At 72.0% G+C, this 25,982-nt stretch carries 29 protein-coding genes; 19 read left to right on the top strand and 10 right to left on the bottom strand.

Going from position 1 to position 25,982, the window contains the following annotated elements; all coding sequences use genetic code 11:
* Positions 1–83: 83 nt before the first annotated feature.
* Positions 84–1,061, bottom strand: a complete 978-nt coding sequence (locus FB559_RS39020; protein ID WP_141962626.1) for a chitinase — start codon at positions 1,059–1,061, stop codon at positions 84–86.
* Positions 1,062–1,867: 806 nt separating this feature from the next.
* On the opposite strand from FB559_RS39020, the gene FB559_RS39015 reads away from it, so the two are divergent.
* The 5 genes from FB559_RS39015 (at position 1,868) to FB559_RS38995 (ending at position 6,096) form a co-directional block, all read left to right on the top strand.
* Positions 1,868–2,539 carry a FadR/GntR family transcriptional regulator gene (locus FB559_RS39015; RefSeq protein ID WP_141962625.1) on the top strand — a complete coding sequence of 224 codons (672 nt, stop codon included), beginning with the start codon at positions 1,868–1,870 and terminating at the stop codon, positions 2,537–2,539.
* A gap of 241 nt (positions 2,540–2,780) precedes the next feature.
* A complete protein-coding gene (locus FB559_RS39010; protein WP_141962624.1) occupies positions 2,781–3,359 on the top strand; it encodes a sigma-70 family RNA polymerase sigma factor in 579 nt (192 codons plus the stop codon).
* Positions 3,356–4,078 (top strand): anti-sigma factor family protein, encoded by a 723-nt coding sequence (locus FB559_RS45970; protein ID WP_141962623.1) that lies wholly within the window; start codon positions 3,356–3,358, stop codon positions 4,076–4,078. The genes FB559_RS39010 and FB559_RS45970 overlap by 4 nt, the downstream gene beginning before the upstream one ends.
* A gap of 52 nt (positions 4,079–4,130) precedes the next feature.
* Positions 4,131–5,552 carry a Si-specific NAD(P)(+) transhydrogenase gene (sthA, locus tag FB559_RS39000; protein WP_141962622.1) on the top strand — a complete coding sequence of 474 codons (1,422 nt, stop codon included), beginning with the start codon at positions 4,131–4,133 and terminating at the stop codon, positions 5,550–5,552.
* A 43-nt stretch (positions 5,553–5,595) separates the two neighbouring features.
* The gene (locus tag FB559_RS38995) at positions 5,596–6,096 is read left to right on the top strand and encodes a tetratricopeptide repeat protein (RefSeq protein ID WP_221640659.1); all 501 of its coding nucleotides are present in this window, start codon (positions 5,596–5,598) and stop codon (positions 6,094–6,096) included.
* A gap of 12 nt (positions 6,097–6,108) precedes the next feature.
* Here the strand turns inward: FB559_RS38995 and FB559_RS38990 are convergent, their stop codons facing one another.
* On the bottom strand, positions 6,109–6,858 hold the full coding sequence (locus FB559_RS38990) for a class I SAM-dependent methyltransferase (protein ID WP_221640658.1): 750 nt from the start codon (positions 6,856–6,858) through the stop codon (positions 6,109–6,111).
* A gap of 118 nt (positions 6,859–6,976) precedes the next feature.
* On the opposite strand from FB559_RS38990, the gene FB559_RS38985 reads away from it, so the two are divergent.
* A complete protein-coding gene (locus tag FB559_RS38985; protein WP_141962620.1) occupies positions 6,977–7,483 on the top strand; it encodes a GNAT family N-acetyltransferase in 507 nt (168 codons plus the stop codon).
* Positions 7,484–7,489: 6 nt separating this feature from the next.
* On the opposite strand, the gene FB559_RS38980 is transcribed toward FB559_RS38985, so the two are convergent.
* A complete protein-coding gene (locus FB559_RS38980; RefSeq protein ID WP_141962619.1) occupies positions 7,490–8,317 on the bottom strand; it encodes an oxidoreductase in 828 nt (275 codons plus the stop codon).
* A 96-nt stretch (positions 8,318–8,413) separates the two neighbouring features.
* Here FB559_RS38980 and FB559_RS38975 point away from each other — a divergent pair, with 96 nt between their 5' ends.
* Positions 8,414–9,313 (top strand): LysR family transcriptional regulator, encoded by a 900-nt coding sequence (locus FB559_RS38975; RefSeq protein WP_221640657.1) that lies wholly within the window; start codon positions 8,414–8,416, stop codon positions 9,311–9,313.
* Here FB559_RS38975 and FB559_RS38970 read toward each other — a convergent pair.
* A complete protein-coding gene (locus FB559_RS38970) occupies positions 9,304–10,668 on the bottom strand; it encodes a hypothetical protein (RefSeq protein WP_141962617.1) in 1,365 nt (454 codons plus the stop codon). The two genes, FB559_RS38975 and FB559_RS38970, sit on opposite strands and share 10 nt — an antisense overlap.
* A gap of 201 nt (positions 10,669–10,869) precedes the next feature.
* Here FB559_RS38970 and FB559_RS38965 point away from each other — a divergent pair, with 201 nt between their 5' ends.
* The 10 genes from FB559_RS38965 to alc all read left to right on the top strand — a co-directional run bounded on the left by FB559_RS38965 (position 10,870) and on the right by alc (position 19,557).
* The gene (locus tag FB559_RS38965; RefSeq protein ID WP_141962616.1) at positions 10,870–11,634 is read left to right on the top strand and encodes an SDR family NAD(P)-dependent oxidoreductase; all 765 of its coding nucleotides are present in this window, start codon (positions 10,870–10,872) and stop codon (positions 11,632–11,634) included.
* A 135-nt stretch (positions 11,635–11,769) separates the two neighbouring features.
* Positions 11,770–12,246, top strand: a complete 477-nt coding sequence (gene uraD, locus FB559_RS38960) for a 2-oxo-4-hydroxy-4-carboxy-5-ureidoimidazoline decarboxylase (protein WP_246122802.1) — start codon at positions 11,770–11,772, stop codon at positions 12,244–12,246.
* Positions 12,243–12,551, top strand: coding sequence for a hydroxyisourate hydrolase (gene uraH, locus FB559_RS38955; RefSeq protein WP_141962614.1), 309 nt, complete (start codon positions 12,243–12,245; stop codon positions 12,549–12,551). Before uraD ends, uraH begins: the two co-directional genes overlap by 4 nt.
* Positions 12,552–12,553: 2 nt before the next feature.
* Positions 12,554–13,420, top strand: a complete 867-nt coding sequence (pucL, locus tag FB559_RS38950; protein ID WP_141962613.1) for a factor-independent urate hydroxylase — start codon at positions 12,554–12,556, stop codon at positions 13,418–13,420.
* A gap of 1 nt (position 13,421) precedes the next feature.
* A complete protein-coding gene (locus FB559_RS38945) occupies positions 13,422–14,297 on the top strand; it encodes an FAD binding domain-containing protein (protein ID WP_141962612.1) in 876 nt (291 codons plus the stop codon).
* Positions 14,297–14,767 (top strand): (2Fe-2S)-binding protein, encoded by a 471-nt coding sequence (locus tag FB559_RS38940; protein WP_141962611.1) that lies wholly within the window; start codon positions 14,297–14,299, stop codon positions 14,765–14,767. Before FB559_RS38945 ends, FB559_RS38940 begins: the two co-directional genes overlap by 1 nt.
* Positions 14,764–16,107, top strand: a complete 1,344-nt coding sequence (locus FB559_RS38935; RefSeq protein WP_141962610.1) for an 8-oxoguanine deaminase — start codon at positions 14,764–14,766, stop codon at positions 16,105–16,107. The genes FB559_RS38940 and FB559_RS38935 overlap by 4 nt, the downstream gene beginning before the upstream one ends.
* The gene (locus FB559_RS38930; protein WP_141962609.1) at positions 16,104–17,258 is read left to right on the top strand and encodes a glycerate kinase; all 1,155 of its coding nucleotides are present in this window, start codon (positions 16,104–16,106) and stop codon (positions 17,256–17,258) included. Before FB559_RS38935 ends, FB559_RS38930 begins: the two co-directional genes overlap by 4 nt.
* Positions 17,255–18,553, top strand: a complete 1,299-nt coding sequence (allB, locus tag FB559_RS38925) for an allantoinase AllB (RefSeq protein WP_141962608.1) — start codon at positions 17,255–17,257, stop codon at positions 18,551–18,553. The genes FB559_RS38930 and allB overlap by 4 nt, the downstream gene beginning before the upstream one ends.
* Positions 18,550–19,557 (top strand): allantoicase, encoded by a 1,008-nt coding sequence (gene alc / locus FB559_RS38920; protein ID WP_141962607.1) that lies wholly within the window; start codon positions 18,550–18,552, stop codon positions 19,555–19,557. The genes allB and alc overlap by 4 nt, the downstream gene beginning before the upstream one ends.
* On the opposite strand, the gene FB559_RS38915 is transcribed toward alc, so the two are convergent.
* Positions 19,532–19,759, bottom strand: coding sequence for a nuclear transport factor 2 family protein (locus FB559_RS38915; protein WP_141962606.1), 228 nt, complete (start codon positions 19,757–19,759; stop codon positions 19,532–19,534). The two genes, alc and FB559_RS38915, sit on opposite strands and share 26 nt — an antisense overlap.
* Positions 19,756–20,193 carry a nuclear transport factor 2 family protein gene (locus FB559_RS38910; protein ID WP_141962605.1) on the bottom strand — a complete coding sequence of 146 codons (438 nt, stop codon included), beginning with the start codon at positions 20,191–20,193 and terminating at the stop codon, positions 19,756–19,758. The genes FB559_RS38915 and FB559_RS38910 overlap by 4 nt, the downstream gene beginning before the upstream one ends.
* Here FB559_RS38910 and FB559_RS38905 point away from each other — a divergent pair.
* The gene (locus FB559_RS38905; protein WP_141962604.1) at positions 20,192–20,530 is read left to right on the top strand and encodes an SbtR family transcriptional regulator; all 339 of its coding nucleotides are present in this window, start codon (positions 20,192–20,194) and stop codon (positions 20,528–20,530) included. The two genes, FB559_RS38910 and FB559_RS38905, sit on opposite strands and share 2 nt — an antisense overlap.
* A 49-nt stretch (positions 20,531–20,579) precedes the next feature.
* Here FB559_RS38905 and FB559_RS38900 read toward each other — a convergent pair whose 3' ends face one another.
* The gene (locus FB559_RS38900; RefSeq protein WP_141962603.1) at positions 20,580–21,068 is read right to left on the bottom strand and encodes a winged helix-turn-helix transcriptional regulator; all 489 of its coding nucleotides are present in this window, start codon (positions 21,066–21,068) and stop codon (positions 20,580–20,582) included.
* 93 nt (positions 21,069–21,161) lie between these two features.
* Here FB559_RS38900 and FB559_RS38895 point away from each other — a divergent pair, with 93 nt between their 5' ends.
* Positions 21,162–22,784: an MFS transporter gene (locus FB559_RS38895; protein ID WP_141962602.1), complete on the top strand. Its 1,623-nt coding sequence runs from the start codon at positions 21,162–21,164 to the stop codon at positions 22,782–22,784.
* Here the strand turns inward: FB559_RS38895 and FB559_RS38890 are convergent, their stop codons facing one another.
* From FB559_RS38890 to FB559_RS38880, 3 genes are all read right to left on the bottom strand, one after another.
* The gene (locus tag FB559_RS38890; RefSeq protein ID WP_221640656.1) at positions 22,785–23,810 is read right to left on the bottom strand and encodes a GlxA family transcriptional regulator; all 1,026 of its coding nucleotides are present in this window, start codon (positions 23,808–23,810) and stop codon (positions 22,785–22,787) included. It abuts the gene before it with no gap.
* Between the two features lie 45 nt (positions 23,811–23,855).
* Positions 23,856–24,497, bottom strand: coding sequence for an HD domain-containing protein (locus tag FB559_RS38885; protein ID WP_141962601.1), 642 nt, complete (start codon positions 24,495–24,497; stop codon positions 23,856–23,858).
* A gap of 152 nt (positions 24,498–24,649) precedes the next feature.
* Positions 24,650–25,840, bottom strand: coding sequence for a serine hydrolase domain-containing protein (locus tag FB559_RS38880; RefSeq protein ID WP_141962600.1), 1,191 nt, complete (start codon positions 25,838–25,840; stop codon positions 24,650–24,652).
* Between the last annotated feature and the right edge of the window lie 142 nt (positions 25,841–25,982).

Genomic DNA, 25,982 nt, shown 5'->3' with positions numbered 1-25,982 from the left:
GGCCCCCCGCCCCGGCACGATCCCGGGCGGATTCGAGACGGTGTACATGATCCTCCTCAGGGATCGCGCGGGTGCGGGGCCGGTCAGCCGGTGTACTGGGCGAAGATCTTCGTGTACGCGTAGGCCGACTGGGAGACTCCGCTGCACGAGTCGCTCGCGCCGCCCGAGGCGCACTGGCGGTCCCGGTTGACCGACCAGAAGGTGAGCCGGGCCAGGTGGTGCGACTGGGCATAGGACAGGATCGTGTTGAAGTCGCCCGTGGTGACGGTCTCGTCGGACTCATCGGTCTTGCCGTTCATCGACGAGATGCCGATGTGGGTGTAGGCGACCGAGTCGGTGTAGTGGTAGGAGTTCTTCACCGCGTTCTTCAGCCCGTCCGCGGCGGTCGTGCTGACGCTGCCCATCGAACCGCTGTGGCCGCCCAGGTCGAACGGCATGATCACCCAGCCGTCGTTGGCGAGCCCGGCGGCGGCACCCTTGTTGATCAGGTCGGTGCCGTCCGAGTCGGGGCCGCTGGGCGTCGTGCCCATGGTGATGTAGGTCTTGATCCCGGAGTTGTTGGACTTGACGGTCTTCAGCGCGTCGATGACGCGCTGCCGGACGGTGGCATTGGACATCTCGGTGGCCTCGATGTCGATGTCGATCGCCTTGAGCTTGTAGGCGTCGATCACCTTCTGGTAGGCCCCGGCCAGGGCGGACGCGCTCGTGCAGTGCTCGCCGAGCTTGTTGCCGCTCCAGCCGCCGAAGGAGACGACGACGTCGCCGCCCGCGGAGCGGATCGCGTTGATGGCCGACTGGTCGGAGCCGCCGGTCAGCGCCCGGCTCCCGTCCCACTTGGGGTTGCAGCCGCCGTCCGACAGCATGAAGGCCAGTGTCAGCCACTTCACGCCGGTCGCCGACATCACCGACGTGGGCGATTGCGGGCTGCCCCAGCCGAGGTACTCGTACGGTGCCACGGCGACGCCGGGCGAGGCGGCCTGACTGGGCGTGGCGAGCGCCACCTGGGCGGCGGCCAGCGCCATCGTCGCCACGGCGAGCAGGGTTCGTGAACGTGCGGGCATGGGCGTTCCCTTCCGCCGGTCGTGCGCGGCCCCCGACGCGCTCTCGTCCGGCCTGTCCGAGTGCGGGTCTTCGGTTAGGAAACTTTCTTAACCAGCGGTAACCGAACCACGTCTTTACGCCGGAGTCAAGAGTGGTCAAGGCGTGGCCGGGCCGTGCCACATGGGATCCTGGGCGAGGCGGAACGGTCCAGGGTCCGTCTCATAGTCATGCTGTTGCCACATGGCGCCGCCTGGGGCGGCGCTTGGGCGGCGCTTGGGCGGCGTTATCCACAGAACCCCGCTCTACTTCCGCGCGCCGCTGTTCTCGCTGGACAATGAGAGTGGGATGGCACCCCCGGGCGGGTGGGCTCCAGACGGGGCGGCTCCAGACGGGGCGGCTCCAGACGGGGCGGCTCCAGACGGGGCGGCTCCAGACGGGGCGGCTCCAGACGGGGCGGCTCCAGACGGGGCGGCTCCAGACGGGGCGGCTCCAGACGGGGCGGCTCCAGACGGGGCGGCTCCAGACGGGGCGGCTCCAGACGGGGCGGCTCCAGACGGGGCGGCTCCAGACGGGGCGGCTCCAGACGGGGCGGCTCCAGACGGGGCGGCTCCAGACGGGGCGGCTCCAGACGGGGCGGCTCCAGACGGGGCGGCTCCAGACGGGGCGGCTCCAGACGGGGCGGCTCCAGACGGGGCGGCTCCAGACGGGGCGGCTCCAGACGGGGCGGCTCCAGACGGGGCGGCTCCAGACGGGGCGGCTCCAGACGGAGGACTTCGAGACAGGCCCTGGGGCGTTCACCTGAGGAGCCGGGTAGGGGAGAGCGCGCATGCCGATCACTGACGAGGCGATCGAGAAGATCAAAGGGATGATCGTTTCGGGTGAGCTGCGCCCCGGCGACCGCCTCCCGAAGGAGGCGGACCTCGCGGCCCAGCTGGGCCTGTCGCGCAACTCCCTCCGCGAGGCCGTACGCGCGCTGTCGCTGGTCCGGATCCTCGACGTACGCCAGGGGGACGGCACCTACGTCACCAGCCTGGAGCCCAAGGCCCTGCTCGACGGGCTGAGCTTCATCGTCGACCTGCACCATGACACGACGGTGCTGGAGTTCTTCGAGGTACGGCGGATCCTGGAGCCGGCCGCGACGGCGCTCGCGGCGCACCAGATCAGCCTCGAGACCGTGGAGGCGCTACGCGACCACCTCGCCAAGGTCACCGACGAGTCGTCCGTGGAGGATCTGGTCGAGAACGACCTGGAGTTCCACCGCCGCATCGCCGAGGCCGCCGGAAACTCGGTGCTGTACTCCCTGGTCGACACCCTCTGCGGGCCGACCATACGGGCGCGGGTCTGGCGCGGGCTCACCCAGGAGGGCGCGCTGAAACGCACGCTGGACGAGCACCACGCGATCCTCGACGCGCTGGCCGGCCGGCAGGCCGAGATCGCCCGTGCGCTGGCCACCGTGCACATCGCCGGCGTGGAGCAGTGGCTGCGCAAGGTCCTGTGAGCCGGGAGATCGAAGAGACCGAAAACCCGGCCCCGCGGATCGTGGACCACCGCCGTCGCCGAACCGTCCGCGGTCGCCGCGCGTTCCCGCAGGTGACGCTCACCAGGCACGGGGACGTACACGGGCCCGTGTGACGGCGCGGATGCGCGGGACCTGGGGACGGCTGCCGGCGTTTGGCGCGGACACTCAGCCAGCTCTAAGGTTGGGCGATTCCCTTCCCACTTTCCGGAGAACCCCCGCCATGGCATTTCCGGGATTCCGCGGCAAGACGAAGAAGCGCGGCTTGGTCACGAGCCTGCGTCCTGTCACGGACACCGACGACGAGCTGGCCATCGCCGAGCTCTACCGTGAATACCACCGGCCGTTGCTGTCCCTCGTCGCGCGCCAGACCGGAGGCGACCGCCAGTGGGCCGAGGACGTCGTTCAGGAGACGATGATCCGCGCCTGGCGCAGCATCGACCAGCTGGATCCCGATGCCGAAAGTCTCCTGCCCTGGCTCGCCACGGTCGCCCGTCGTATCGTAATCGATGATCGGCGGCGCAAGGGCGCCCGGCCGCCCGAGGCCGGCGAAGGCGCGCTGGAGACGTTGCAGAGTGCGGACGGAATGGACGAGCTCCTGCGCACCGTGGTGGTGACCGAGGCGCTGAGGGCGCTGACCCCGGCGCACCGCGAGGTCCTCAACGAGACGATCCTGCGCGACCGCACGGTGAACGAGGCGGCGGAGGTCCTGGGCATCCCGGTCGGCACGGTCAAGTCACGGGTCTACTACGCCATCCGGGCCCTGCGCGTCGTACTGGAGGAGAAGGGGGTGACGACGTGACGGAGCACATCGGCGGGGAGGTCGAGCACACCGACGTCGGCGCCTACGCGCTCGGGCTCCTCGAGGCCGACGACCAGCGGGCCTTCGAGGCCCACCTCGCCGGCTGCGACCGGTGCATGGAGGAGCTGGCGGACTTCTCGGGCATGCGCGAGCTGCTCACCGCCCTGGACCCGGTCGAGCCCGGCGCGGACGATCCGCCGCCCGCGCGGGGTACCGGCGACGTCGGCGACCTGCTCCGCCGCCGCAGGACCGCCAAGCGGCGCCAGCGCCGCGGCACGGCCGTCATCGGGCTCGCGGCCGGGATCGCGCTGCTCGCCGGGGGAGCCGTCGTCGGCGCCACGGTCGCGGACCGTGGGTCGCGGTCCGGCCACGGGCACGTCCCGGCCGACCTGCTGGCCTGGGGCGAGACCCGCCGGGCCACGGACGCGAGGACGGGCGTCGCGGGGATCGTCGCGATGGAGCACAAGGGCTGGGGCACGCACACCGCCCTGGACCTCACCCACGTCAAGGGCCCGCTGACCTGCCGGCTGGTCGCCATCTCCAAGTCGGGCGCGGCGCACGTCATGACCGAATGGGCCGTTCCTCCTACGGGGTACGGCGAGCCCGGTGCGCCGGACCATCTCCAGGTGCACGGCGGCACGTCCCTCCAGCGCTCGGACCTGCGGCGTTTCGAGGTACGGGACCAGAGCGGCGCGACTCTTCTCACGATTCCCGTCTGATCCGGGGCCCCGGGCTCTGGATCACGCGGCCCGGGCCCGCCAGACTGGGGCTGTGCACGACTTCGACGTACTTGTCCTGGGTTCCGGGCCAGGCGGACAGAAAGCGGCGATCGCCGCGGCCAAGCTCGGCCGCCGCGTCGCGATCGTGGAGCGCCGGAACATGATCGGCGGGGTGTGCATCAACACGGGCACCATCCCGTCCAAGACGCTGCGCGAGGCGGTGCTCTACCTGACCGGCCTGAACCAGCGCGAGCTGTACGGCCAGAGCTACCGCGTCAAGGAGGACATCACCGTCGCCGACCTGGCGGCCCGCACGCAGCACGTCGTGGGCCGGGAGATCGACGTCATCCGCAGCCAGCTGTCCCGCAACCACGTGGCCGTGCTCGATGGCACCGGGCGCTTCACCGACCCGCACACCATCGAGGTCAGCGACCCGCTGACGGGCCGCGAGAACAAGTTCAGCGCCGACAAGATCATCATCGCCACGGGCACGTCACCGGCGCGACCGGACACGGTGGAGTTCGACGAGACCACCATCATCGACTCGGACGGCATCATCAGCCTCGACCATCTGCCGCAGACGATGGTCGTCGTCGGGGCCGGGGTCATCGGCATCGAGTACGCCTCGATGTTCGCCGCGGTCGGCACCAAGGTGACGGTGGTCGAACGCCGCGAGCGGATGCTGGAGTTCTGTGACCTGGAGATCGTCGAGGCGCTGAAGTACCACCTGCGGGACCTGGCGGTGACGTTCCGCTTCGGTGAGACCGTCGCCGCGGTCGAGCGCAGGTCCTTCGGCGGATCCAGGTCCGGCGCCATGACGATCCTGGAGAGCGGCAAGAAGATCCCGGCGGACACGGTGATGTACTCGGCCGGCCGCCAGGGCGCCACCACGGCCCTCGACCTGGCCCAGGCGGGCCTCAGCGCCGACGCGCGCGGGCGCATCCAGGTCGATGAGTACTTCCGTACCGCCGTCCCCCACATCTACGCGGTCGGCGACGTCATCGGCTTCCCCGCACTGGCCGCGACCTCGATGGAACAGGGCCGGCTGGCCGGGCACCACGCGTGTGGCGAGCCGGCACGTGAGATGCACGAACTCCAGCCGATCGGCATCTACACGATCCCCGAGATCAGCTTCGTCGGCCGTACGGAGGACCAGCTGACCGCCGAGCGCATCCCGTTCGAGGTCGGCATCTCCCGCTATCGCGAACTCGCCCGTGGCCAGATCATCGGCGACTCGTACGGGATGCTGAAGCTGCTCGTCTCACCCGAGGACCGCCGCCTGCTGGGGGTGCACGTCTTCGGCACCGGCGCGACCGAGCTCGTGCACATCGGCCAGACCGTGATGGGCTGCGGCGGCACGATCGACTACCTGGTCGACGCGGTGTTCAACTATCCGACGCTCGCCGAGTCCTACAAGGTCGCGGCCCTCGACACGATCAACAAGATGCGCCAGGTGGCCCAGCTCTCGGACTGACCCGGTGATCATGACGGACCGGGGCATGTGTGAGGCTGGGCCGATGAGCGATGCGGACTGGGAACGGCGGGTGGCCGACGCGTGGGCGTCGATCGACGAGCGGAGTGAGCCGGAGTTCCTGGCGCTGATCGACGGACTCGCCGCCGAGCTGCCGCCGGGCAGTGCACGGGCGGCCTTCGAGCGCGCGTGCTCGCTCGACTCGACCGGCCATTCGGATCGCGCGGTGCCGCTGTACCGGGAGGCACTGGAGGCCGGGCTGACGGGCGAGAACCGGCGCCGCGCGGTGATCCAGATGTCCAGCTCGCTGCGTAACCTCGGCCGGCCGGAGGAGAGCGTCGCGCTGCTCACCGCCGAGCTGGACGCCGGGTCGGACCACCTGGACGACGCCGTACGCGCCACGCTCGCCCTGGCGCTGACCGATGTGGGACGCGAGCGCGAGGCCGTCTCGCTCGCCGTCGGCGCGCTCGCGCGGCACCTGCCGCGATACCAGCGCTCGATGGCCAACTACGCGCGGCTGCTGATCGAGCCCGATCCGGCGCAGTGAGCGGCGCGGCCGTCAGCCGGCTCGCCGCGCCGAGAAGACCAGCCGCACGTAGTCCACGACCGGCTCGGAGAGCCGGTCCGCCACCGCCGTCACGAACTCCTCGTGCTCGGCGGGCGGCATCCGGTCCAGATGGGCGCCGAGCACCACGGTCGCCAGGAAGCTGTGGAACTGCGCACCGGGCTCCAGCCGGGCGGGGTCGGGCACCAGGGCCACCTCGACGTCGGTGAACCCGGCGCGTTCGAGCCGCTCACCGGTCTCCTCGGCCCCGGCGAAACTCCAGGTGTCGGTCCGTTCGCCGAGGACGTCGTCGATCGCCGCCTGCACGGCGGCCACGTTGCCCTTTCCTCCGCAGTCGGCCGCGAACCGTGCTCCGGGCCGTAGCGCGCCGGCGATGTTCGCGAACAGCGCGTCGTGGTCGCGGATCCAGTGGAACGTCGCCACGCTGAACGCCGCGTCGGCCTTCTCGGTGAGCGGCAGCGGCGCGGTGAGGTCGGCCTGGATCGCCTCCACCCGGTCGAGCCGGCCCGCGAGCCGTGTGCGCAGGCGTTCCAGCATGCGGGCCGATCCGTCGACCGCGATGACACGGCCGCGGGGGAGCACCCCGAGCAGCGCCTCGGTGTCGCGGCCGGTGCCGCAGCCCGCCTCCAGCACGGTCTCGTCGCCGGCGAAGGAGAAGCGTTCGAGCGTCCGCGCTCCCCAGCGGAGGTGCGGCAACGGGAGAGAGTCGTACGTCTCGGCGTCCCATTCTCGGAGCATCATCATCACCCTGCCTTTCGTGATCACCTTACCTGCGTCTCGTAGATTGGGATAGTTGGTCTCAAATATTGGAATCCCAGATAACGCGTTGACGCGTGCGGCGCCGGTTCGGCAGCGTGGGGCCATGCTGATCAGGCGTGAGACGGCCGGGGACGTCGCGGCCGTGTACGACGTGACCGCCGCCGCGTTCGCGCGGTCCGGTGGGGAGGTGCCCGAGGCGCGCCTGCTCACCGAGCTGCGCGCCGGTGACGCGTGGCTGCCCGCCCTGTCGTTCGTCGCGGACGCCGCGGGTGTCGTCGGCCATGTCGTGTGCAGCCGCGGGTGGGTGGGCTCCGCGCCGGTGCTCGCGCTCGGGCCGCTCAGCGTGCACCCCGGCCACCAGCGGCGCGGCGTGGGACTCGCGCTCGTGCACACGGTGCTGGGCGCGGCGGACGCGCTGGGCGAGCCGATGGTCGTGCTGCTCGGGGACCCGCGCTACTACGAGCGGTTCGGGTTCCGGCTCGCCGAGGAGTACGGCATCGTCCCGGCGGTGCCGGAGTGGCGGCCGCACTTCCAGGTACGCGCGCTGTCCGCGTACGACCCCGGGGTCCGTGGCATGTTCGCCTATCCCGAGCCGTTCGACCGGGTGTGAGCCCCCTCAGTCCGCGAACCGCGTGTCACGCGCGCGGCTCTCCCACGTCGTGACGTCCGCCCGTACGCCGTCGAGGTGGCCGAGGATGGCGTCGACGGCGTCGTCGCCGAGCGGCAGGCGCAGGGGAGTCTTCTCCTCGTCCAGCGCGGCGAGGATGAGGGCCGCGGCCCTGGCCGGGTCGCCGGGCTGCGTGCCGTCGCCGGTACGGACCATCTCCCGTGTCGGCCCGACGGTGGCCGCGTAGTCCGCGATCGGCTCGCTGGAGCCGGGGTCGCCGAACAGCGCGGTGCGGAAGGCGCCCGGCTCCACGATCAGCACCTTGATCCCGAGCGGGCCCACCTCGTCCGCCAGCGCTTCGGACATCCCCTCGAGCGCGAACTTCGTGGCGCTGTACGCGGAGAACCCGGCGAAGGACAGCTGCCCGCCCATGCTGCTCATCTGCACGATCGCCCCGGACCGGCGCTCGCGCATGTACGGCAGCACCGCGCGTACCAGCGCCGCCGGACCGAACACGTGGACGTCGAACAGCGAGCGAAGTTCTTCGTCGGTGGTCTCCTCGGCCGCGCCGACATGGGTGCGCCCGGCGTTGTTGACCAGTACGTCGATCCGGCCGTGGCGCCGCACGACGTCCCGTACCGTCGCCTCGACACCGCCGGTGTCGGTGACGTCGAGGTATGCCGCCTCGACCTGGTCCGGATGGGCCGCCACCAGGTCGTCCAGCGTCGTCGTCCGGCGGGCGGTCGCGACGACGACGTCGCCGGCGGTGACCGCCGCCTCGGTGATGGCCCGGCCGAAACCGCTGTTCCCTCCGGTGACCAGCCAGACTCTGTTCATCGTGCTCTCCGTTCGCTCGGTGTCCCTGTGGTCACGACCCTGCCGGGCCTCGAGAGGCGCGTCCAAGACTTAAGGTGATAACCGATGGTTATGGATGTGCATGTACGGGATCTGCGCTACTTCGTGACGGTGGCCGAGGAGCTGCATTTCACTCGCGCCGCCGAGCGGCTGTTCGTCTCACAGCCCGCGCTGAGCAAGCAGGTCAGGATGCTCGAACGCCGGCTGGGCGCGCCGCTGTTCGAGCGCGACCGCCGGGGTGTGCGGCTGACGCCCGTGGGAGCGGCACTGCTGCCGCACGCCCGCCGCGTGCTGGCCGAATGGGACACCGCCTGGGCGGCCGTCGAGCGCGCCAGGAGCGAGCAGCGGTCGACCCTCGTCGTGGGGATGAGCACGAGTCCGGGGCGCGGCGGCCTGCTGCCCGCGATCAGGTCCCGGTTCAGCGCCGCGCACCCCGAGGCGACGGTGAACCTGCGCCAGGCCGGCTGGGAGGACGTGACGGCCGGACTCGCGGACGGCACGGCCGACGTGGCCTTCGTCTGGCTGCCGGTCCCCGGCCCCGGCCGCTTCACGTGGGTCGTGGTCGCCGAGGAACCCCGCCTCGTCGCGATGGCCGAGACCCATCCGCTGGCCGGCCGCGAGACGGTCGACTTCGCCGAACTGCTGGACGAGCCCTTTCTCGCGCTGCCCGAGAGCGCCGGCCCGCTGCGCGACCACTGGCTCGCCACCGACGCGCGTGGCGGCTCACCGCCGCGTATCGGCGCCGAGATCGCCGGCACCGACGAAACGTACGAGGCCCTCGCCGACGGCCGGGGCATCTGCCTCGTGGCCGAGGGCAACGTGCCCCTGATCTGCCTCGAAGGCGTGGTCGCCCGCCCGGTCCGCGGCCTGTCCCCGAGCCGGCTGGCGGTCGCACGCCGCAGCGACGACCACCGACGGCTGGTCCTGGACTACCTACACGCCTGCGAACAGGTCGCCGGCCGCCCGTCTCAGTTCTGACGCCGGCCGGCGCCGGCCGGGCAGGGAGGGAACAGGCCGCGGGTGCCGGTCGGGTAGGCGGCCGGGTCGCTGAAGCGGCAGCCGAAGTCCGGCTTGGCGACCGCCCGCGGGTTCGTGACCGCGTCGCCCGCCGGGCGTTTCCCGCCGTGCACCCATCCGGCCAGGTCGTCCCATGCGCGCCCGGCCTCCGAAGGGGAGAACTCGCAGTGCTGGGCGCTGCGGATGGCCCGCTGCACGACGAGCCCGGACAGGTGGTGCCGTGCGACCTCCGACCCGTACGTCTCCTCCATCGAGAACGGGACGAACATGTCGCCCAGCCCGTGCAGGGTCAGCGTCTTGGCGGTCGGCAGGCCGAAGACGCGCGGGATCTGGGAGAGACGCGCCGATTCGCGGTCCGCCCGGTCGGCGACGGGGACGCGCTGCACCGTGCGGTTCACGTCGACCGGCGCGTTCGGTGAGTAGACGGTGCCCACGTTCGTCGCCAGTTGTCCCGGGTCCTCGGCCAGGGTCGTGCCGGTCGGCGGCGCTCCCAGGGTGAACAGGAAGTCCTTCCAGACCGAAAACGCCGCCTCCGCGCCCGGCCGTGGTCCGCCCGAGCGGTCGACGGTGATGGCGCGCAGCTGCTTGCCCAGGGCGTTGGTGGTGTCCGGGCCGCCCGGCGTCAGGCCGTCCAGGCCCAGGGCCTTCTCGATGCGCGGCACCGCGTTCGTCAGGTAGTCGGCCTGCGGGGGATAGGCGCGCACACCGGACAGGTCCTGGGCGACCACGTTGTAGTCCAGGAAGAAGTCGAACAGCCGGTCATCGCCGAGCACCCCGCACATCGGCAGCGCGCCGGAGTAGGCGAACGGGTACTGCTCCAGCGACCGGCCGATGACGTGGCCGCCCATCGACACGCCCGCGATGTAGGTGCGCCGGGGCCGCTGCCGCAACCGCGCGAACAGGCCCGCCAGGTCGTGGGTGCCGACGACGCCCGCGCGCACGTCGTACCCGTTGTCCGCGTACGACGAGGCGGCCCACGCGTAGCCCTCGCCGATCAGCTTCTCCCGCAGGCCGAAGTCCGGCGGGTCGACCGTCAGCACCGTGTCCTGGCCGCGGTAGCCGTGCGCCCACATGACGAGCTCGCCGTTCCAGCGCGCCGGGATCTCGATGTCGTACGCCGCGTGGTGGTACACGCCCTGGCGTACGGTCGTCGCCCGGCCGCCCGAGGTCAGCGGCGGAAGCGGCGGGTTGCTGATCGTGTACGGCGGCAGCGGCCGGTCGTCGGGCACCGACGCGGCGGCCGACGGGACGGCGGCTCCCAGCGAGAGGACCATGACGGCACCCGCCGCCAGCGAGACGAATCGGCGCAGGCGCATCCGGGGACTCCTTACGGTGCAGGGGCCGCGTGGCGAACGGAACGCCGCGGAAGATCTCGCCGCACGATAGGGCCGCGTCCTCCCCGCAGCAAGATCATCGAGTCGATCCGGCCGGGAGCGGCCACGCGCCCCGGCGTCCGCCCGAGGTGCCGGGTACGGCGCCGCGTGAAACGCTGCGTTCACAGATCCGTAGGAGGGGCGATGTCCGATCGGCTGGATGGGACGGTGGCGCTCGTCACCGGGGCTTCGAGCGGTATCGGGGAGGCCACCGCGGTGGCGCTCGCCGACCAGGGTGCGGCGGTCGCGCTCGTCGCCCGGCGCGCCGAGCGGCTCGAGGAGCTCGCCGGAAAGATCCGTGACGATGGCGGGACGGCCCTGGTGCTGGCCGGCGACGTCACCGTGGAGCGGCAGGCGCGTGAGGTGGTGGAGCGTACGGTCACCGAGCTCGGCCGGCTCGACACGTTGATCAACAATGCGGGAGTGATGCTCCTCGGCCCGGTCGTCGGCGCGCCGGTGGAGGAGTGGCAGCGCATGGTCGAGGTGAACGTGCTCGGGCTGCTCTACTGCGCGCACGCGGCGCTGCCGCACCTGCTGAGCGCGGCCGACGACGACCCGCGGCACGTCGCGGACCTGGTCAACATCAGTTCGGTGGCCGGCCGGGTGGCGCGCTCGGGCAGTGCGGTCTACAACGCCACCAAGCACGGTGTCGGCGCGTTCAGCGAGGGGCTGCGCCAGGAGGTCACCGGCCGGCACGTACGCGTGTCCCTGGTCGAGCCCGGTGCGACCGACACCGAGCTGTCCGGGCACAACCGGCCCGAGGTCCTGGAGGGCATCAAGAAGCGGTTCAGCGGCGTGGAGCGGATGCGGGCCGAGGACATCGCGGACGCGATCGGCTACGTCGTCACCCGGCCCCGGCACGTCGCGGTCAACGAGATGCTCATCCGGCCGACCGAGCAGACGAACTGAGCGGCCCCGAACCGGGCATGTTCCCTCCGACACGGGAAAAGTTGCCGTTAAGAGGCGGTCTGGTTCGGAGTTTCTCCGCTGGACCCCAGCTCACCAGGGTGTGTGTACTGGCGGGACCACAGACGAGGAGGGCCGGTGCGGTTCAACGCGCTGTCACGTGCGCAGGCCGAGGCGGAGCTGCTCACCTGCTGCGCGTCGCGGCGCTGGGCGGCGGACGTCGCGGCCGGCCGTCCGTACGGCTCAGCCGAGGACCTGTTCGCCGCGGCCGTGACCGCGGTGCGCGCGCTGGAGTGGCCCGACGTCGAGGAGGCGCTGAACGCCCATCCGCGCATCGGTGACCGGCCGCCGGGCGGCGATCGCGCGTCCGCGTGGTCGCGCGGGGAGCAGTCCGGCGTCGGCGACGCGGACCGGGCGGCCTTCGCCGAGGGCAACGCCGCCTACGAGACGCGCTTCGGCCATGTGTTCCTGATCTGCGCGAGCGGGCGTGGCGCTGGCGAGATGCTCGCCGACCTGCGCGAACGCCTGACCAACGACCCCGAGACCGAACGCACGGTCGTCCACCGCGAGCTCGCCGAGATCACCGAGCTGAGGCTGAGGAAGCTGATGGCATGAGCCTTACCACCCATGTGCTGGACGCCGCGCGTGGACGGCCCGCGCGCGGTGTGCCCGTACGCCTGGAACGGCGCGGCGGAGACGGCTGGAGCCGCGTCGCCGAGGGCCGTACCGACGACGACGGACGGGTACGCGACCTGCCGCCACCCGAAGAAGGGATCTATCGCCTGGTCTTCGACACCGCGGGCTACTCCGACTTCTACCCCGAGGTGGCCGTGGCCTTCACCGTCACCGATCCCGGGGAGCACTACCACGTGCCGCTGCTGCTCAGCCCGTACGCCTACTCCACCTACCGCGGGAGCTGACCATGTCACGGAGCCGGCTCGGCCCCAACCGCTACGGCAAGGCGGAGACCCACGTCGTCCGGGTGACGAGAGACGGGGGGACTTACCACATCAGGGACCTCACCGTCAGCGTCGCGATCTCCGGCGACATGGAGGCGGTACACCTGACCGGTGACAACTCCGCCGTGCTCACGACGGACACGCAGAAGAACACCATCTTCGCGTTCGCCGGGAAGTACGGCATCGAGTCGCCCGAGGCGTTCGGGCTGCTGCTCGCCCGGCACTTCGTGGGCTCCCAGCCGGCGATCCACCACGCGAAGGTGTCGATCGAGGAGCACGCCTGGGACCGGATCACCGCGACGGGCCATTCGTTCGCGCGCCGCGGCGGCGAGACGCGTACCGCGGTCGTCCACCATGACGACGCGGCCACGCACGTCGTCTCCGGCCTCAAGGACCTCGTCGTCCTCAACTCTGCGGACTCGGAGTTCTGGGGTTATGTCAAAGACGAGTACACGACGCTCCCGGAGACCCGCGACCGGATCCTCGCCACCGAGGTGACCGCCCAGTGGCGCCATGCTTCCGCCGACGCCGACTGGGAAGGGTCCTATCCGGAGGCCCGAGGTCACCTGCTGGCGGCGTTCGCCGGGACCTACAGCCTGTCGCTCCAGCAGACGCTGTACGCGATGGGCGACCGGCTGCTGGATGGGCTCCCGGGCGTCTGCGAAGTACGCCTGGTGCTGCCGAACAAGCATCACTTCACCGTCGACCTTGAGCCCTTCGCGCTGGAGAACGACAATGAGATCTTCTACGCGGCCGACCGGCCGTACGGACTGATCGAGGGCGCCGTCGTACGCGACGGCGCGCCCGATCCCGGTCCGGCCTGGAGCTGATGTGGAATTCCTGCAACCCGCGACCTGGGAAGAAGCGCTCGACGCCAAGGCCGAGCACCCCGGCGCCGTGCCGATCCAGGGCGGCACCGACGTCATGGTGGAGCTCAACTTCGACATGCGCCGGCCGGCCGTACTCCTCGACCTGGGCCGGGTCACCGAGCTGACCGGCTGGGACCCGGCGGGGGACCGGTTGCGGGTCGGGGCGGGGGTGCCGTACGCCACGGTCATCGACGCCCTCGGCGACCGGCTGCCCGGGCTCGCCCAGGCCGCGCGCACCGTCGGCTCGCCGCAGATCCGCAACCGCGGCACGGTCGGCGGCAACCTCGGTGCCGCCTCGCCGGCCGGTGACAGCCATCCGCCGCTGCTCGCCGGGGACGCCGTCATCGAGGTGGAGTCCCGCCGCGGCATCCGTATGATCGCGGCCACCGACTTCTACCGGGGGGTCAAGCGCAGCGCGCTGGAGCCGGACGAGCTGATCCGCGCCTTCTGGATGGCGCCGGCGGCCGGACCCCAGTACTTCTCCAAGATCGGCACGCGGAACGCGATGGTCATCGCGGTCTGCTCCTTCGCCATCGCGCTGTACCCGGAGGAACGCCGTGTCGGCACGGGTATCGGCTCGGCCGCGCCCACGCCGCTCCGCGCGACCGCCGCCGAGGAGTTCCTCGCCCGGGAGCTCGACTGGGACGCCCCGCTGGACGAGGCCGTGGCGCGGGAGTTCGGCGCCCTCGTCGCGGCGGCCGCCGCACCCATCGACGACGTACGCGGCACGGCCGGCTACCGCCGGCATGCGCTGTCGGTGATGGCGCGCCGCACCCTGACCTGGGCGTGGCGCGACCATCTCGGCGGCACCGGACGATCGGGAAGGGGGGCCGCCTGATGCGGGTGAGCTTCATCGTCAACGGCGCGTCGGAGACCGCGGACGACGTCTGGGAGGGCGAGAGCCTGCTGTACGTCCTGCGGGAGCGTATGGGCCTGCCCGGCTCCAAGAACGCCTGTGAGCAGGGAGAATGCGGATCGTGCACGGTCTACCTCGACGGCACGCCGGTCTGCGCGTGCCTCGTCGCGGCCGGCCAGGCCGAGGGCCGCCAGGTCCGTACGGTCGAGGGCCTGGCCGAGGGCGACCGGCTGGCACCCATCCAGGAGGCGTTCGTCGAGGCCGGCGCCGTACAGTGCGGATTCTGCACGCCGGGGCTGCTGGTCCAGGCCCACGACCTGATCGAACGCCGGCCGGACCCGTCCGACGCGGAGATCCGCGAGGCCCTCGCCGGCAACCTGTGCCGGTGCACCGGCTATGAGAAGATCCTCGACGCCGTACGCCTCGCGGCGCGGCGGAAGGCGGCGATATGACGCGGATCGTCATCGAGAACGCCCACATCGCACCCGTACGCGGCCCGGAGATCCCGGACGGCCACCTTGTCATCGAGGACGACCGGATCACCGCCGTCGGCCCCGGCCCGGCTCCCGACCCCGGTCCGGCCCGGCGCGTCGACGCGAGCGGCTGCCTCGTGACGCCCGGCCTGGTCAACACGCACCATCACCTCTACCAGTGGGCGACGCAGGGGCTCTACCAGGACGCCACCCTGTTCGAGTGGCTGACCGGCCTGTACGACACCTGGGCCGGTATCGACGCGGAGGTGGTCCACGACGCGGCCGTCGCGGGGCTCGGCTGGCTCGCCCTCAGCGGCTGTACGACCAGCACCGACCACCACTACGTGTTCCCGAAGGGCCGCGGCGACCTGTTCGACGCCGAGGTGACCGCCGCCCGCGAGCTGCACCTGCGGTTCCACCCGTGCCGGGGGTCGATGGACCGGGGCCGCTCCGACGGCGGGCTGCCGCCCGACGAGATCGTCGAGGACCGCGACGAGATCCTCGCGGCCACCGAGGCGGCCATCGATGCCTACCACGACCCGTCGTTCTCCTCGATGCTGCGCGTGGCCGTCGCCCCCTGCTCGCCCTTCTCGGTGAGCGAGGGACTGATGAGCGACTCGGCCGCCCTGGCCCGCCGCAAGGGCGTACGCCTGCACACGCATCTCGCCGAGACCCTCGACGAGGAGGAGCACTGCCGTGAGCAGTTCGCCTGCACGCCGGGCGAGTACATGGACAAGCTCGGCTGGCTGGGTCCGGACGTGTGGTTCGCGCACGGTGTGCACCTGCACGACGCCGACATCCGGAGGTTCGCCGCGACCGGCACCGGCGTCGCCCACTGCCCCACCTCCAACGGGCGGCTCGGCGCGGGCATCGCGCGGGTGGGCGACCTGCTCGCCGCGGGCGCGCCGGTCGGCCTCGGCGTCGACGGTGCCGCGTCCAGCGAGCTGACCTCCCTCGCCGGAGAGATGCGCCAGGCCCTGCTGTTCCAGCGTGCGGTGCGCGGACCTCGCGCGCTGACCGCGCGGCAGGCACTGGAGCTGGGCACCCTCGGCGGCGCGACCTGCCTCGGCCGCCAGGACGAGATCGGCACTCTGGAGCCCGGCAAGCTCGCCGACGTCGCGGTCTGGCGGGTCGACGGCTACCGCGCCGCCGTGGAGGATCCGGTCTGCGCGCTCGTGTTCGGCCCCGCTCCGCCGGTCGAGCTCCTGCTGGTCGGCGGCCGAACGGTGGTCGAGCGCGGAGAGCTGCGCACCACCTCGGCCGACCCCGCACGAGCGGGCGAACGGGCCCGCCGCCGGCTGGTCGGCGGCCGGGCATGAACGCCGGGCACGTGGTGATCGCGCCGGACAAGTTCAAGGGCTCGCTCGGCGGGCCCGAGGTGGCCGCGCACATCGGCGCGGGCCTTCGGCGGGCGCGGCCGGACGTGCCGCTCCTGGAGCTGCCGGTGGCCGACGGCGGCGACGGCACCGTGGACTCCGCCGTGGCCGCGGGTTTCGAGCGGGTACGCGCCCAGGCCGGCGGCCCGACGGGCGAGACCGTCACCGCCTCCTACGCGATGCGGGGTGAGGTCGCCGTGGTCGAGCTCGCCGAGGCGTCGGGACTGCGGGTGCTGCCCGGCGGGCGGCTCGAAGCGCTCACCGCCTCCAGCCGGGGCACCGGCGACCTCATCGGCCACGCCGTGGACCGCGGCGCCCGGCGGATCGTACTCGGCCTGGGCGGCAGCGCCTGTACGGACGGAGGCGCGGGCATGGCCGCCGCACTCGGCGCCCGGCTGCTCGACGCGGACGGCCGGGAGCTGCCGCAGGGCGGCGGAGCACTGCGCGGCCTGGCGCGGATCGAGGCCGGGGCCCTGGCGGACCGCCTCGCCGGCGTCACGGTCGTCGTCGCGAGCGACGTGGACAGCCCGCTGCTCGGGCCGGACGGCGCCGCCCAGGTCTTCGGGCCGCAGAAGGGCGCCGGGCCGGACGACGTGCGGGTGCTGGAGGAGGGCCTCGCGCGGCTCGACGCGGTCGTCCGCCGTGACCTGGGCATCGACGCGGCCGAGCGGGAGGGCGCCGGAGCGGCGGGTGGTGCGGGGTTCGGGGCGATGGTGTTCCTGTCCGCGACGGTCGAGCCCGGCATCACGTACCTGCTCGACCTGCTGGGCTTCGAGGCACACCTGGACGGGGCACGGCTCGTCATCACCGGCGAGGGCGCGCTGGACCGGCAGACGCTGCGAGGTAAGGCGCCCGCGGGCGTGGCGCGGGCGGCCGCACGTGCCGGCGTCCCGGTGCTCGCCGTCGCCGGGCGCAACACGCTGTCACCCGACGAACTGCGGGGAGCCGGTTTCCGCGACGCGTACGCGCTCACCGACATCGAGCCGGACCCGGCCCGGTGCATGGAGCAGGCGGGCCCGCTGCTCGAACGCCTCGCCGAGCGGATCGGGGAGGTCTGGCTGGACGACCCGCGCGATGCCGAGGCGGCCCGGTGACCTACGACCTGGTCATCCGCTCGCGCCGTACCGTCCTGCCGGACGGTGAGCGGCCCGCGGCCGTGGCGGTGCGCGACGGCCGGATCGCCGCGGTCGCCTCGTACGACGCGGCGCTCGACGCCGACGACGCCGTCGAACTGGGTGACGTCGCGCTGCTGCCCGGCCTGGTCGACAGCCACGTGCACGTCAACGAGCCGGGCCGTACCGAGTGGGAGGGGTTCGCCACCGCCACGGCCGCCGCGCTCGCCGGTGGGGTCACCACGATCGTCGACATGCCGCTGAACTCGCTGCCGCCGACGGTCACGGTGGACGCGCTGGAGACCAAGCGCGCCGCCGCCGAGGGCCTGTGCTCGGTCGACGTCGGATTCTGGGGCGGCGCGATCCCCGGCAACGCCGGCGACCTGCGCGACCTCCATGAGGCCGGCGTGTTCGGCGTCAAGTGCTTCGTCTCACCGTCCGGGGTGGAGGAGTTCCCCGCGCTGGACGAGGCCGGGATGCGGGCCGCGATGCGGGAGATCGCCGCGTTCGGCGGCCTGCTGATCGTTCACGCCGAGGACCCGGAGTGCCTGTCCGAGCCGGCCGGGCCCGGGTACGCCGAGTTCCTCGCCTCCCGGCCGCCGGAGGCCGAGGGCGCGGCCATCGCGGGGGTGGCCGGGCTCAGCCGGGAGACCGGCTGCCGGGTGCACATCGTGCACCTGTCCAACGCCAGGTCCCTGCGGATGCTGCGGCGATGGCGGAGCGAGGGCGTCCGGATCAGCGCCGAGACCTGCCCCCACTACCTGACTCTGAGCGCCGAGGAGGTGCCGGCCGGGGCCACGGAGTTCAAGTGCTGCCCGCCGATCCGCGCGGCCGCCAACCAGGACGGGTTGTGGCGTGGCCTGGCCCGTGGAGTGATCGGCTGCGTCGTCTCCGACCACTCGCCGTGCGTTCCGGAGCTGAAAGAGGGCGGGTTCGACTCGGCCTGGGGCGGGATCTCCTCGTTGCAGCTCGGCCTGCCGGTCGTGTGGAGCGCGGCGCGGCGGCGCGGGTACGGCCTGGCCGACGTGGTCCGCTGGATGGCGGCCGGGCCCGCCGAGCTGGTCGGGCTCGCCGCCAAGGGGCGCATCGCGGCCGGCCGCGACGCCGACCTCGTCGCGTTCGACCCCGACCGTCGCTTCGTCGTCGACCCGGGCATGCTGCGCCAGCGGCATCCCGTCACCCCGTACGCCGGGCGGGAGCTGACCGGCGTGGTCGAGACGGTCTGGCTGCGCGGCGCGACGGACCGGCCCGGCCGCCTGCTGAGGAGGGAGCCGTGAGCTTCACCGCGCTGCCCGACCTCGCCCTGCGCACGCTCGGCGGCTCCGTGATGGCCGCGAGCGACGAGTCGTTCGCGGCGAAGGAGAACCTCCTCACTCCCGGACCGCCCGGCTTCCGCGAGCACACCTTCGGCGTCAAGGGCCAGGAGTACGACGGCTGGGAGACCCGCCGGCGCCGCTCGGCCGGCCATGACTGGGCGGTCGTACGCCTCGGCCTGCCAGGGGTGATACGCGGTGTGGTCGTCGACACCGCCTGGTTCACCGGCAACTACCCGCCGTACGCCACGGTGGAGGCGTGCGCGGCCGAGGGTCATCCGTCCGCCGAGGAGCTGACGGGATGGACGGAGATCGTGCCGCGAAGCCCGCTCACCGGCGACGCGGCGCATGAGTTCGGGGTCTCCGCCGAGCGGCGCTTCACCCATGTGCGGCTCGCCATCTTCCCCGACGGCGGCGTCGCACGACTGCGTGTGCACGGCGAGGTCGTGCCGGATCCGTGGCTGCTCAGCGGGCTGACGATCGACCTCGCCGCGCTGGCGAACGGCGGCGCCGTCACCGCGTGCTCCGACATGTTCTACTCATCGCCCACGAACGCGATCATGCCGGGCCTCGCCCGGCACCAGGCCGAGGGCTGGGAGACCGCGCGCCGCCGGGACGAGGGCAACGACTGGATCGTGCTGCGTCTCGCCGGTCCCGGGCTCGTGCGGCTCGTGGAGCTGGACACGACGAACCTGGTGTTCAACGCCCCGGGCGAGGCACGGATCCGCGGCATCGACGCGCGCACGGCGCCGCTGGAGGACGAGGCGGCGTGGTTCGACCTCCTGCCGCGGACGCGCCTGCGGCCCGACACCGCGCACCGCTTCCGCCTCGAGGAGACCGGGCGGGCCGCGACCCACGCCCGCGTCGACATCTACCCCGACGGCGGCCTGGCCCGCGTACGCCTGCACGGGGAGCTCACGGGCGACGGCGAACGGGACCTGGTCAGCCGCTGGCGGGCCCTGTCCTGACCTCGGCCGCGACGAGTGACGGCAGCCTGCCGGCCGCGGCGGCGAAGTGCCGCCGTAGCGCCTCACGCCCGGTCAGGGGTCCGGCGCGATCGAGAGGGTGCATCACCACGGCGTCCTCGGCGTACAGGCCGGGCAGCTCGTCCCACCGCACGTGCGAGACGCCCTCGACGAGTCGCTCGACCACCTCACGCGGACTCCTCATGCGGTCGCCTCGGTGAGCGCCGTGACCAGAGCGGGCACGCCGCCGGTGGCGCGGGCGATGGCGAGGTGGTCGTGGTAGTCGCGGGTGGCCCTGATCAGGCCTTCGCGGATCCGTAGGACCTGGATGTTGGCGGCCGTGGCCGTGCCCTCCCTGCCGGTGACGGCGTAGTCGAACTCGGCGATGACCACTTCGGGGTCCGCCGTCTCGTGGATCACCACGTTGTGCGCGACGAGGCTCAGCCCCATCCCGGCCGCGCCGGCGAAGTGGGCGCGGATGGTCTCGCGGCCCTCGATGTGGCCGGGGGCGGCCGAGACGAAGGGCTGGTCGACCACGGCGTCCTCGGCGTAGAGGTCGGCGAGGTCATGCCAGCGGCCCTCGGAGATGCCCCGGCTGAGACGCTCGAACACCGCGCGCGGGCTGGTCGGATCGGACATGGGAAACTCCTGGCCGGGTGAGGCGTTCTTCGCCTTCTTCTCCCGCGTCGCCGGCCACGCCGCCAACAAGAACGCCTTCTCCGCGGCGCTGATGGAGGCGGGCGTGGACGTGCGCGAGGCCACGGCCGAGACCGGTCAGGACCTCAAGCGCGCCCTTGCCGCACTGCTCACCCGCGCACAGGAGACCGGCGCGGTGCGCCGCGATGTCGGCCTGCCGGAGGTGATGACCCTGCTGGTCGGCGCCTCGCAGGCCGCCGAGCACGTCGGCGGCGACCAGAACGTCCGCGCCCGCGCCCTGGCGGTCGTCTTCGACGGCCTGCGCGCGGCCGGCCGCTAAAGCCGGCGGCCCCCCGGCCGGCCGACGGCGTCGATCGAGGTGACCGCCGTCAGTCGGCGGCGGGTACCGTGGTTGCCTTCTCGCGGGCCAGGCGGCCCGGTCCGGCCTCGCCGTGCGTGTTGGCGGTCGTGACGTCTCCCCGGCAGTGCGGGCAGGTGAGGACCGGGTGCATCGCCTCGCCGCACGTGTCATGGACCAGGATCACCGGCGGGCCGTACTCGCCGGGGGCCCAGTCGTCGCCCCACTTCAGCATCGCGACGATGATCGGGAACAGCGCGCGGCCCTTGTCGGTGAGGTGGTACTCGTAGCGCGCCGGGCGTTCCTGGTACGCACGGCGTTCGAGGACGCCGTGCTCGGTGAGGCGGCGCAGGCGGGCGGTCAGCACGCTGCGGGCCAGGCCGAGGCTGCTCTGGAAGTCATCGAACCGCCGGATGCCCTTGAAGGCGTCCCGCAGGATCAGCAGCGTCCACCATTCGCCCACCACGTCGAGTGTGCGGGCGATCGAGCAGTGCATGTCGGCCAGGCTCGTGAAGCGCATGCGATGACTCTATCAAAGTAAGTCTCTTGTAAAGACTTACACTCCCTGACATGCTCAGTCTCCTCAAGCGACTAACTGATCTCGGTGGGAGACATGACCGAACGAAGCACGGCGCGCCCCTGGCTGTCCCTGATCGTCCTGTGCCTGGGGACGTTCGCGATCCTGCTGGACACCACGATCGTGAACGTCGCGATCCCCAGCCTGATCACGGACCTGCACGCCTCCCTCGACCAGGCCGTCTGGGTGGTCAACTCCTACCTGCTGGTGTTCACCGCGCTGTTGATCGTGGCGAGCAGGCTGGGCGACATCTTCGGGCCGCGGCGGCTGTTCGTCGGCGGGCTGGCGGTGTTCGCGGTGGCCTCCGCGCTGTGCGGGGTGGCACAGACACCCGGCCAGCTGATCGCCGCGCGTGTCCTGCAAGGGGTCGGTGCGGCGGCCCTCACCCCTCAGGGCATGGTCGTCATTCAGTCGGTCTTCCCCCGGGAGCGGATGGGCGCCGCCTTCGGCGTGTTCTCCTCGATGGCGGGACTGGCCGCGGTGGCAGGCCCGACGATCGGCGGGGTCCTCACGACGTACGCGAACTGGCGCTGGGTCTTCTTCGTCAACCTGCCGATCGCGGCCGCCGGCATCGCGCTCGCCCTCATCCATGTCCCGGACATCCGGACCGGGCGCCGCCACCGGCTGGACCTGGTCGGCGTGCTGCTCGCCTCGCTCGGCCTCTCCGCGGTGGTCTTCGGCCTGATCGAGGGCCAGCGCTACTCCTGGGCGGAGATCCGCGACGGCATCACCATCCCCGAGATCATCGGGGCCGGCGTGGTGATCCTGGCCGCGTTCGTGGTCTGGGAGCGGCACCGCCCAGAGCCCCTGATGCCACTGCGGTTGTTCGCCGACCGGACCTTCACGATCATGGTCGTGCTCAACGTCCTGGTGCAGTTCGCCCTGCTCAGCATGATGCTGGTCAATGCGATCAACCTCCAGTCGGCGCTCGGGATGACGGCGGTGCGCTCCGGGCTCACCGCGCTCCCGTTCACGATCGCGCTGTCGGGGGTAGCGCCGTTCGCCGGCCGTCTGACCGACCGCTTCGGGGGCAAGTTCGTCCTGCTCACCGGCCTGTTCGTCTATGCCGTCGGCATCGCCGGAGTCGCCGCGGTGAACTCCACCGACGCCACCTCGCTCACCTTCACCGTTCCGCTCCTAATCGGCGGCCTCGGAATGGGGGCCGTCTTCGCCCCGCTGGCCACGGAGGCGATGCGGGCCGCCCCGCCGGGCCACGCCGCTGCGGCGTCCGGGATCCTCAACACCGGCCGCCAGCTCGGAGCGACTCTGGGCGGCGCGGTCACCGGCGCGGTCATGGCCGGCCGCCTGACCGCGGCCATGCACGCCCGTGCCGTCCACGACTCCGCCGCCCTTCCGGCGACGGCGCGCGCGGGGTTCACCGGCGCCTTCTCCCACGCGGCCGCGGGCGGACTGCGCATCGGCCCCGGCCAGTCGATCGCGCAGGTGCCACGTGACACGCCGGGGCCCCTGGTCGCACAGGTCCGGAACCTGATCGAGGACGTCTTCACCCACGGGTTCGCGACCGCCCTGCGCCCGACGCTCGGCGTATCCGTGGCCGTGCTGCTGGCCGGTGCCGCCCTCTGCCTGCTGCTACGCCGCGGCGGCGCTCCGGTACACGAGCCCGTGTCCGCCGAACCCGTCAGTGCCACCGCCGAGTGATCAAAGGGCACCCTCATGGTCGGGCCGTGCCTGGCACTCCCGTACGTACGTCGTGCGGTAGCGGGCGCGGTACGCGCTCGGCGCGATGCCCAGCTCGCGTTTGAAGGCGCGCCGCATCGTCTCCTCCGAGCCGAAGCCCGACCGCCGCGCGACGACCTCCAAGGTGTCGGTGCCGGCCTCCAGGAGTCCCGTCGCCGCCTCCACGCGGGTCCGTGCGACGAAACGGGTGGCGGTGGTACCGAGCTCGGTGCGGAACAGCCGGGTCAGGTGCCGTACGCTCACGCCGGCACGTGCGGCCAGGGTGTCACGCGTGTGGTCGCCGCCCGGGTCGGCGGTCACCGCGTCCAGGATGGTCCGCACCACGGGATTGCGCGGCGGGGGCGAGTCCATCCGGACGCTGAACTGCGACTGCCCGCCGGGGCGTGCCATGAAGACGACCAGGTACTTCGCGGTGGCGCGCGCCACCGCCGGTCCGAAGTCCTCCTCCACGAGTGACAGGGCGAGGTCGATGCCCGCGGTGACACCCGCCGAGGTGGCGACGTTGCCGTCCCGTACGAAGATCGCGTCACGGTCCACCTTGACCTTGGGGAACTCCCGGGCCAGATCGTCCACCAGTGCCCAGTGGGTCGCGGCACGGCGGCCGTCGAGCAACCCGATGGCGGCCAGGTAGAAGGCGCCCGAGCACACGGAGGCGATGCGGCGGGGCGTCTGTGACAGCTGCGCGATCCCGTTCAGCAAACGGGTGTCGCGGAGCGCGGCACGCCAGTCGGTCCGTCCGGGCACGAGCAGCGTGTCGATCGGGCCGGAGAGGCTCTCCAGCGCCAGGTCCGGGGCCAGGCGGACTCCCGACGTGGTGCGGACCTCGCGCCCTCCCGGTGAGGCCGTGCACAGGCGGTACCGTGCGCCGTTGTCGTTGGCCGCGGCGAAGACGTCCAGCGGGCCGATGACATCGAGCGTCTGGGCCTCGTCCAGGAGCACCATCACCACCGTGTGGGGCCGCTGACCTGCGTCCTTACGATCCCCCATACTCGCAGCCTGCGCCAAGGCGTGCCGGTCGGGCAAGGGGGAGGGTCACCCGGCCCACTTCGAGGCCAGGATCGTCTCGACGAAGTCGCCCCGCTCGAACCCGGGCAGGTAGTGGCTGAGGACGTCGGCGTTCACCGTGCCGAACGTCGTGTGGGGACGGCCCGCCATCCCGTCGGTGAAGGCCCGCAGGATCTCCTGCTTGAAGTCGGGACGCGGGTGCGTCGCCGTGACCTCGGCCCGTTCCTCGGCGGAGATCTCGTCGTAGCCGAGGCCGAGCACGTCCAGCTCGACACCGGCGGTGACCAGGGCGATCTCGGGAGCCATGTGCCAGGGGACCTCCGGCGTGGTGTGCAGCGCGATCGCCTCCCACACCAGGTGGGCACGCTCCGGCGGTACGCCGCCGTCGAGCAGGAAGCGGCGGGCCTCGTCGGCGCTGTCGATCTCGAAGCGCCGGTCGGAGCCGGAGAACCGGTCGGTCAGCCCCAGGTCGTGGAAGAGCGCCCCGGCGTACAGCAGCTCGGGATCGTAGGCCATGCCGCGGTTGCGCCCGCGCATCGAGCCCCAGAAGAAGACCCGGCGGGAGTGGTGGTAGATCAACGGGCTGGCGGAGCTCTGCACCAGCTCGGTCACGTCGCGCATCAGGGACGAGGCCGGGACCTCGATACCGGCGATGACGGTGGCAGACATGGTCGTTCCCCCTCTCGGAGAGCGGCCGGACCCTCCGCTGGGCACCGGTGCCGTCCGCGCTCCCACCCGATTCAACGGTACGTGTCCACCCGGTCATCAGACGTGATCGGGACGCGTACGCCACCGATCGGGCCACCGGCCTCGACCAGGCCTCAGCCGCCGGTCAGGGCCAGCGTGGCGAGGTGGCGGTTGATGCCGTTGACATCGGTGTCCTGCACGTTGCTGAGCACCACGACGGCGATGTCGTCGTCGGGCAGGTAGCCGTTGCTCGCGTGGTAGCCCTGCAGCAGACCCGGGTGGTAGCGGTACCGGTGGCCTCGCAGCGTGTCGACCAGCCAGCCGAAGCCGTAGGCGCTGGAGGGCGAGTCGAGACAGCCGCCGGACGGGCAACGCGCCTGGGAGCCGAACGCGTCCTTGACCGTGGCCGCCGGCGCGACCTTGTTCGAGCCGAACGAACGGTCCCACCGCCCGAGGTCGTCGACGTTGGAGTACACGCCGCCGGCGGCGTTCGCCTGGGAACCGTTGATCGAACCCGCGGGCGAGCCGAGCTTGAGGTAGCCCTTGGCGTACCCGGCGGGCGGGCTGCCGTTGCTGTAGCCGGTGTGCGTGAGGCCCAGCGGGCCGGTGATGTCATCGTGCAGCACCGTGCCGTACGGCTTGTTCGTGACCTTCTCGATGATCGCGCCGGCCAGGATGTAGCCGGAGTTGCTGTACTTCCAGTTCGTCCCCGGCTTGAAGTCCAGTGGCTTGGACGAGAACCGGGAAATGATCTCCTGAGTCGTCGTCGGCTTCGAGAGCTTAGGGAAGAAGTCAGGCATTTCAGAGATGTCAGGGATACCGGAGGTGTGGGAGAGGATCTGGCGGATCGTAATTGACTTCCACGCCTTCGGGCAGGCCTTGACGTACTTCGGCACGAGGTAGGGACAGATCTTGTCGTCGAGGCGCAGCTGCCCCCGGTCGCGCTGCTTGAGCACGAGCATGGCGGTGAACTGCTTGCTGACCGACGCGAGACGGAAGATCGTGTCCGGGCGTACCGGGATGTGCTTGGCCTCGTCGGCCTCGCCCGCGGCGAACCGTGCCAGCACCTGCCCGTGCCGGATCACCAGTGCCGAACCGGTGAACTTCTTCTTCGCGGCCAGTCCTCGCAGGTAGGACTGCATCGCCGCGGCGGTCTTGTCGCCCGCCGGCGGGGCGGAGGTGGCCAGCGGGTCGGTCGGGGCCAGTGAGGGAACGGGACGGGCGGGAGGCGGGTCGGCCCGGCCGCCCCCGCTGGGTGCGCCGCTGCACGCGGCGATCGCGGCGAGGGCGCCGACGACCGCTACGGAGGATCGGACAGCCTGCACACTCTTCATCGTTCCCCCGTCACCTGTCGCCCCTACCGTTCGGCCGCACCAAGAATCCGCCACTGCCGTGCTCGGCAGGCTACCGGCCGTCGCGGAAAGTGGGATCATGGCCGAATCCCGGAGGATGAGCCTAGACGGCTGA

The sequence above is a fragment of the Actinoallomurus bryophytorum genome (genome assembly GCF_006716425.1).
In the GTDB taxonomy this organism is placed as follows: domain Bacteria; phylum Actinomycetota; class Actinomycetes; order Streptosporangiales; family Streptosporangiaceae; genus Actinoallomurus; species Actinoallomurus bryophytorum.
The sequence above is the reverse complement of the archived record's forward strand: the minus strand, read 5'-3'. Positions and strand labels throughout refer to the sequence as shown.